6 protein-coding genes are annotated in these 6,101 nt (G+C 65.1%); 4 read left to right on the top strand and 2 right to left on the bottom strand.

From position 1 onward, the window contains the following. Both IC66_RS0133195 and IC66_RS0133190 read left to right on the top strand, forming a co-directional pair. Window positions 1-970, top strand: a 970-nt coding sequence (locus IC66_RS0133195; RefSeq protein ID WP_038950526.1) for an MFS transporter, incomplete at its 5' end; no start/stop codon positions are given. A 91-nt stretch (window positions 971-1,061) separates the two neighbouring features. Next, the gene (locus tag IC66_RS0133190; protein WP_028141112.1) at window positions 1,062-1,439 is read left to right on the top strand and encodes a hypothetical protein; all 378 of its coding nucleotides are present in this window, start codon (window positions 1,062-1,064) and stop codon (window positions 1,437-1,439) included. A gap of 34 nt (window positions 1,440-1,473) precedes the next feature. Here the strand turns inward: IC66_RS0133190 and IC66_RS0133185 are convergent, their stop codons facing one another. Together IC66_RS0133185 and IC66_RS0133180 are read right to left on the bottom strand one after the other, a co-directional pair. After that, a complete protein-coding gene (locus tag IC66_RS0133185) occupies window positions 1,474-1,800 on the bottom strand; it encodes a GrlR family regulatory protein (RefSeq protein WP_038950525.1) in 327 nt (108 codons plus the stop codon). Between the two features lie 171 nt (window positions 1,801-1,971). Beyond that, a complete protein-coding gene (locus IC66_RS0133180) occupies window positions 1,972-3,261 on the bottom strand; it encodes an alpha/beta hydrolase (protein WP_049806704.1) in 1,290 nt (429 codons plus the stop codon). Window positions 3,262-3,600: 339 nt separating this feature from the next. Here IC66_RS0133180 and IC66_RS0133175 point away from each other — a divergent pair, with 339 nt between their 5' ends. Then, on the top strand, window positions 3,601-4,968 hold the full coding sequence (locus IC66_RS0133175; protein WP_028141109.1) for an APC family permease: 1,368 nt from the start codon (window positions 3,601-3,603) through the stop codon (window positions 4,966-4,968). Window positions 4,969-4,970: 2 nt separating this feature from the next. Continuing rightward, window positions 4,971-6,101, top strand: a 1,131-nt coding sequence (locus tag IC66_RS0133170; protein ID WP_049806703.1) for a hypothetical protein, incomplete at its 3' end; no start/stop codon positions are given.

Below are 6,101 nucleotides of genomic sequence, written 5' to 3'. Positions count from 1 at the left end.
GGGGAGCCGCATCGAACGGCGGACGCTGCTCACGACGACGCTGGCGGTGCTCGCCTTCGGCAATCTCGCCTCGGCCTTTGCACCCGATTACACCAGTCTTCTCGCCATCCGTCTCGTGATGCTCGCGGTCGGTGCGCTCTACACGCCGCAGGCCGCCGGCACGGCGGCGTTGATCGTGCCGGTGGAGCGGCGGGGCAGCACCATCGCCTATATCTTCCTCGGCTGGTCGCTGGCTGCCGCCGTCGGCCTTCCGCTGATCACCTTCATTGCGAGCCGCTACGGCTGGCGCGCGGCCTATGGCGAGATCGGCGTGCTCGGTTGCATCAGCTTCCTCTTGTTGCTGCTGCGGCTGCCGGCAGGCCTGAAGGGCGCGCCGGTGGACCTGAAGACCTGGCGCGAGGTCGGCCGCAACAGGACGATCCTGCTGCTGCTGGCGATCACCATGCTGCAGATGTCGGGGCAGTTCGTGGTGTTCACCTTCATGGGCCCGCTGCTCAAGAAGCTCACTGGCGCCGGTCCCGATGCGATCGGCATGGTGTTCGCGGTTTACGGCGTCTGCGGCTTCCTCGGCGTCGTCATCGCCACCCGCATCGTCGACACCTCGGGCCCCTATCGGACCTCGCTGCTGTTCACCTGCCTGCTGCTCGCGGGCATCACGGGCTGGGCGCTCGGCGCGGGCACGCTTGCCTTCATGACGGTCGGAGTCGCGATCTGGGGCCTCGGCTTTGCCTCGACCAATTCGATGCAGCAGGTGCGGTTGGTGGCGGCCGCGCCGCCACTGGCATCGGCAACCGTCGCGCTCAATACGTCCGTTCTCTATATCGGCCAGGCGGTCGGCTCCGCCGTCGGCGGGCTGCTGTTCGCCCGCGGACTCCTGCATGCGCTCGGCTTCGTCGCGGTCGGTTTCGTCGTGCTGGCGCTGATCCTGGTGGTCCTGACCCGGCCCCGGCCTGCGGCTGCAACGGCCTGAATCCCGCGGCTTCGTGTACGCAATGTGCTTGGCAAACCGCGCGCGGGAGCGCTAGAACGCCGGTCATGGGGACCAAAGAGAGTTGACTGAAATGAGGATGATTCTGGCGGTTGCCGCGGTGCTCTATTCAGCCTCCGCGTTTGCGCAAGCCGACAAGCCACCGATGGTGGGGGACAAGCCCTTGGTGCAGGTCAAGCCCAAAGGGACCAAAGAGGCGGCGGCCAAGCCGGCCGCAGCGCCGAAGGGCAAGCCGCAGTCGATCGCGGCCCGGCTCCAGGCCTGCCTCGAGCTCGACGACGGCACCAAGGACCGCCTCAACTGCTACGACGCGGTGATCGCGCCAGCGCCGAAGCCGAAGCCGGCGAAGGCCAAGGGCTACGCCGATTGCCGCTTCTTCAAGGAAGAGGACGAGCGGCTGGCCTGCTTCAACGGCTTTGCCGAGAGCATTCCGAAGCTGCCCAAGAGCTAATACTTACAAGAGCTAATCTTGAATGAGCTGATGCTCAGTCGCTGATCCGGCTCAGCACGGCCCGGAAGGCAACGCCCGGCGCCTGCAGCGCGTTGCCTTCGAATTCCGCGTTGTCGCCGTCCTCCCGGCCGGCGAGCGCCAGCGTGATCCGGTCGGTGCCGAACAGAGCCTTGAAGGAGGGGTCGTCGTTGTAGCGCTGGGTCGAGATCTTGACCTTGATGCTGTCGCCTTCGCCCGTATAGGTGCCGATGAAGGCGAAAGCGGAATTGCCGCCGCGCATCTTGCCATCCATCACGTAGACGACGCCGCAGCCCGTTCCATGAACGGTGTGGAAGTCGACCTTGTACAATCCCTGACGCACTGCCTGTCCCCGCGAAATTCCAATCACAAACTGGCCGGCAAAGTATGAGCCTTGCTGGCGGAAGCAATCCGGTGGCTTCCGGGGATTTCGACCATCAACATTACATTTTGATCAGAGCCTGAGGGAATTGCAGGCAATGCAGCCGGACACCGGCTGCACCAATATCCAAACCTATCGGCTCGATGCGGCGGAACTGGTGGCCGCCACGCGGGTCAGCGCCAGCGCCGGCGTCGCCGACATCTTCACCAGCACGTCCTTGAGTGGATCCCGCGTCCAGGCGCGGGTGACGTAGTCGCGATGGGTGATGCCGTCGCCGGTCTCCACGAACACCACGCTGCCGGGACGCAAGGGGCCGTCCATGTCCTCGGCGACACTGATGCCCTTCTGCCGGAGCATGCTCATCAGCTCGCGGTCGCGCCGCGCGGTGTGGCGGGTGTAGGCGCTGACGAAGAAGCCGGAACGGTGGCTCTCGATCCAGGACGCGAACTTGTCCATTTCGCCATAGACGGCGTCGAGCAGCACGACGCCGCGGACGCGGTCGCTGATGCCGCCGACCTCCAGGCTCCAGGCCGTCGGCAGGAAGCCGCCGCTATAGCCGACGATCACGATCGGCATGTTGGCGAAGGCGCGGGCGCTGTTGGGATCGCCGGTAACGCGGGCGAGGTGGTCGGCCGATTCCGCCATGAAGCGCTTGAAGCCGCCCGGTTGCCAGAACTTGCCGGCGCTGGAATCGGCGGCATCGACCGCCATCTGTGGGGCAAGCAGCACGGCATTGGCGCCGGAATCGGTGACCTGCTTCGGCACCAGCTGGCGATCACGCACGTCGCGTTCGAGCGTCGCGCCATTGCCATGGAAGAACACCACGATCACGCCCGGCTTGCGGACGTCGAAATGCTCGGGCACGTGCATCAGCACGCGGCTGTCATTGTAGGTCTCGTCCTGCCAGAACACGCGACCGGAATAGCTGCGATGGCCGCGGCGGTCGCCCTTGGCGATGTTGAGGAACGGCGCGTCGGAGGCGGGGTTGTTGCCGAAATAGGGAAAGGCCGACGATTTCATGCTGACGAGCGTCGTCAGGTCGTCGCGGGGCGAACGCTTGTAGGGGACCTGCGGCTCGAGCGAAGCGACCCTGTAGGGAGCCTGCTCCGGCGACGGTTGCTGCACGGCGCGCTTCGGCGAGAAGTCCGACATCTGCCGCTGCAGAAAACTCTCGCTCGCCGAGGGAAAGCGCTCCCCGAATTGCGGAGCCGGGAAGCGATCCTCGAACGTGTCGCCGCTCGCGACTTGCTGATTTGTCTTCGCAACGACCTGAACATTGGCCTGCGAGTTCGCGGCGAGCGCCGCCGGATTGGGCGCCTTGCCGCATTGAACCAGTGTCAGGGACAGCGGCACCAAGGCTGAGATCAGGCCGATCCGGAGCGCATGACCGCGCGCACCGGACGTCGTCCGGTCGGCACGCATGTCAGCTCTCAATTTCGGAACGGCCCCGACCATCCACCCATGACCCCAAAGTCACGTCCATCGGCATCTCAAGACAATTGCGCCGCTGGCGTTTAGGTGACGTTAAGTGTCCGGAGAAACTTCCCCACATCCGGAACGCTCAAAAGGACCATGCAATCGTGTCCTGATTGTGGGGAGGATGCCGGGGCGGGCGCCGCTTTATCGCTCGGGGGCGGGATAAGCGGTGCTTTATTACCCGCTTCCGTCGCCTCATTTAGCCCTTGTTAACCCTGCTTGAATTGACTGGGCCAACCTGCACGATGCGCCCATGAGGCATGACGCCTGAGGTTAAGGACCCCGATGACGGCATCAAATGCGGGAACCGCGCCCTGGACTGGCCGGCTGACCGGAAGCGGGACCGGGGTCTCAGTTCTGGTCGCAACCGCCATCGTCGTGGCCGACATGATCGGGGTCGGCGTCTTCACCAGCCTCGGCTTCCAGGTCAAGGACATTCCGTCCGGCTTTTCGATCCTGCTGCTGTGGACCGTCGGCGGCATCGTCGCGCTGTGCGGCGTGTTCGCCTATAGCGAGCTCGGGGCGATGTTTCCGCGCTCGAGCGGGGAGTACAATTTCCTCGGTCGCGCCTATCATCCCGCCTTCGGCTTTCTCGCCGGCTGGGTGTCGGCGACGGTGGGCTTTGCCGCGCCCGTTGCGCTCGCCGCGATGGCGTTCGGCGAATACGCCAAATCTGTCGTGCCCGATCTGCCCCCGATCCCGCTCGCCATCGCCGTGGTGTGGCTGGTCTCGCTCGTGCAACTGACCGGCGTCAGGCACTCCTCGACCTTCCAGCTGATCGCGACGATCATCAAGGTCGCGCTGATCGTCGCCTTCCTGGTCGCCGGCTTCGTCATCGCTGCCCCGCAACCGATCACGTTTACGCCGCAGCCGGGCGATCTCGCCCACATCGTCAGCGCGCCGTTTGCGATCGGGCTCGTCTTCGTGATGTATTCGTTCTCGGGCTGGAACGCCGCGACCTACATCATCGGCGAGATGAACATGCCGCAGCGGAATCTGCCGCGCGCGCTGCTGGCGGGGACGCTGATCGTGCTCGTGCTGTACGTCGCGCTGAACGCGGTGTTTCTCCATTCGACGCCGGTCGGTGCGCTTGCCGGTCAGCTCGATGTCGCCAGCGTCGCCGGCAGCGCCATCTTCGGCAGCCTCGGTGGTCGGATCGTCGGCGCGATGATCTGCGTTGGCCTGATCTCCTCGATCAGCGCCATGATGTGGATCGGCCCGCGCGTGATGATGACGATGGGGGAGGACATTCCCGCCTTGCGCGTGTTCTCGAAGCGATCGGCGAGCGGCGCGCCGGCCTATGCGATCCTGTTCCAGCTCGCCGTCGCCAATCTGCTGCTGTTCACGCGCAGCTTCGAGGCGGTGCTCGACTTCATCCAGTTCGCACTGTTGTTCTGCTCGTTCTTCACGGTCGCCGGCGTCATCAAGCTGCGCATCACCGATCCCGATCTGCCGCGACCCTATCGCGCCTGGGGATACCCGTTCACGCCGCTGGTTTTCCTGCTCGTGACCGCGTTCATGATGTACTACCTGCTGACCGAGCGGCCGCTGCAGTCGCTCGCGGGGATGCTCGTCATGCTCTCGGGCCTGTTGATTTATGCTGTTTTCCGCAGGCGGCCGGTCGCCGCTGGCAATTCACACGATCGCGCATAGACATGTTTCGTCCCCTCAGAATTGCGGCCACAGCTCTTGCCCTGCTGGCTGCGGCCGTCTCGTCCGCGCACGCCGCCGAGGTGAGCTTCGACGACACCGCGCGCTTCCTCGCGGGCATGCAGCCTTCGGCGGACTCGCCGCTGGTGGCGCTCACGAAGGATCCGGGCTGGCAGCGCCATGCAAAGTTCTTCGACGGCGCCTTCGCCCAGCTCGAACAGCGCCAGCTCTCCAAGATCCGCGATTGGGCCGACGTCAATCTCGCCGCGCCCCGGCCGACCATGTTCTACATGTTCAGCGGCCCCGATTTCCTCTACGCCAACGCTTTCCATTCCAAGGCCAGCACCTACGTGCTCGGCGCGCTGGAGCCGGTCGGCGCCGTGCCCGATTTGACGCGGCTGCCGCGCGGCGCGGTCGGCGCGGCGCTCTACAATGTCGAGCGCTCGCTCGGCTCGATCCTGAGCTTTTCCTTCTTCATCACCAAGCAGATGAAGGTCGACCTGCACGCCAACCAGGTCAACGGGACCTTGCCGATCCTCTATGTCTTCCTCGCGCGCTCCGGCAAGACCATCCGCAACGTCGAGATGATCGCGCTCGACGACAAGGGGGGCTTGCATGTCGGCGACGACAATCCGGGGCGCAACGCGACGCGCGGCGTTCGCATCACCTTCGCCGGCAGCGATGGCGAGGCGCGCACGCTGCATTATTTCTCGACCGACCTCTCCAATGCCGGCGCGCGCAACACCGGATTCCTGAAATTCTGCGAGACGCTCGGGCCCGGCAACAGCCTGCTCAAGAGTGCGTCCTATCTCATGCACTCCGGAAACTTCACCGTCGTTCGCGACTGGCTGCTCGCCAACAGCGCCACCATCATCCAGGACGATTCCGGTATTCCGCTTGCGAACTACGGCGCGCGGCAATGGCGGTTCTTCCCGTTCGGCCGCTATCTCGGGCCGATCGACGAATTCCCCGGCCGCTACCAGGAGCGCTATTCCGAGTTGTTCACGCGGGCCCAGCCGATCGATTTCGGCGTCGGCTACCGCTGGCGGATGCACGAGTCCAATTTGTTGCTGGCGGTGAGGGTGCCGGGTACCGAAACGGCGCCGGGCGGGGAGGCCACCTCGTCGGCCGATCCG

Source organism: Bradyrhizobium genomosp. III, from assembly GCF_000261705.1.
GTDB lineage: Bacteria > Pseudomonadota > Alphaproteobacteria > Rhizobiales > Xanthobacteraceae > Bradyrhizobium > Bradyrhizobium ottawaense.
The sequence above is the reverse complement of the archived record's forward strand: the minus strand, read 5'-3'. Positions and strand labels throughout refer to the sequence as shown.